Here is a 1596-nt window from a genome sequence, read left to right as displayed (position 1 = left end):
CGCTCGTATAGTATAGATAACCAGATTTTTCTCTGGTTCCTCTGTTATACATGTTTTATTTGTATAATGAAGGTGGATCAGATGGGGGTGTCGTTACTACGCTTGAAGCCTGGACTTCGTCGGAAAGTCTGACACCTCCTTCTTTATAGAGTATTCGGATGAGCTGGATGGCAGTGGATTGTCGTATGTCTAACGAGCATGAATCCTATAAAGAAAAGGAGTTTGTCTCTCATCTGATTTAATCCCTGTATAGGCGGTGGAAGAGGATGACGTACTATGTTGGCATCGATGTTGGCAAGCGTCAACATGAGGTAGGGATCTTAGACGATCATGGAAAAAAGATAGGGAAAACATGTCGTTTTGCGAACTCCAGAGAAGGTGGCCAGGTGTTTCTTGATTTCCTGACGCAACATGGTGTCACGGCTGATAACTGCTTGTGTGGAATGGAGGCAACCGGACATTACTGGCTGTCTTTATTTTCATTTCTGCATGAGAAGGCTTTTCAAACCACCGTTTTTAACCCTTTACAGTCTGATGCCTTGCGCCATCTGAACATCCGTAAAGTGAAAAACGACAAAGTAGACGCCTATCTCATTGCGAAATTAATGAGAATGGAGACCCCTGAACCAACGCCGTTTCTAGATGAAGATCTCATCCAGATTAAGCAATTGGCGCGTCTGCGTTACTCTCTTGTGGACCAGAGTTCAGATCTTAAGCGGAAAGTCATCGCTGTTCTGGATCAGGTCTTTCCTGAATACGAAGAGGTCTTCAGTAACGCATTTAATGTATCATCCAAAAAGCTGTTGAAGCAGCACACTATTCCTGAGGATTTTTTAAACATTGATACCGAAGAGTTGGCGAATTTATTACACGAAGTAAGCCGGAAATCCTACGGCATCGATGAAGCAAGAGACAAAGCCTCTCGTCTGAAGGCGTGTGCGGAAAATAGCTTCGGGATCAAGCTGGGGGCAGACGCTTTTCGTCTGCACATTCGCCTCCTGTTAGATCAAATTATGCTGATTGAACGCCAGGTGAAAGATGTTGAATCGCTCTTATCCGAGTTATCTGATCGCCAACAACATCATCTGACATCGATTGTGGGGATCAGTGATTTTATCGCATCTGTGATCATCGGGGAGGTGGGTTCGATCAAAAGGTTCGATCGGGCTGAACAATTAGTGGCCTATGCCGGATTAGATGTCTCGGTGTTTCAATCAGGAGAATTCGAGGGAAGAAAAAACCGGTTATCTAAACGCGGTTCACCGTATTTGCGCAGAGCTATTTGGCAGGCAGCGTTAGTGGCCAGTTTCCATGATCCTGTATTGTCAGAACACTACAAGCAGCTGAGAGCCCGTGGGAAAGCACACGGAACGGCTTGTGGCGCTGTTGCGCGAAAACTGACGCATATCATCTTTGCGATTTTAAGAGACCAAAAACCGTATGAACCGCGCATTCCTCCAAAATCCTAGGCATGAATGACATCAAAAAAACCCTCGAGCAAGAGGGTTATTTGGTATGCAAAAATAACGATGATCCTCAAAAAAAAACCAAAAAAGATCTGTTTTTTCTCTTGACTATAATATAGCTGACTTTCCG

1 protein-coding gene is annotated in these 1596 nt (G+C 44.5%); it reads left to right on the top strand.

The window, feature by feature from the left end; translation table 11 throughout:
- The first annotated feature begins 266 nt into the window (after positions 1 to 266).
- Positions 267 to 1469: an IS110 family RNA-guided transposase gene (locus E2491_RS08250; RefSeq protein ID WP_134374855.1), complete on the top strand. Its 1203-nt coding sequence runs from the start codon at positions 267 to 269 to the stop codon at positions 1467 to 1469.
- Positions 1470 to 1596: the final 127 nt, after the last annotated feature.

It is taken from the genome of Jeotgalibacillus sp. R-1-5s-1, assembly GCF_004405105.1.
Lineage (GTDB): Bacteria > Bacillota > Bacilli > Bacillales > Jeotgalibacillaceae > Jeotgalibacillus.
This window is presented reverse-complemented; position numbering and strand designations above follow the sequence as displayed.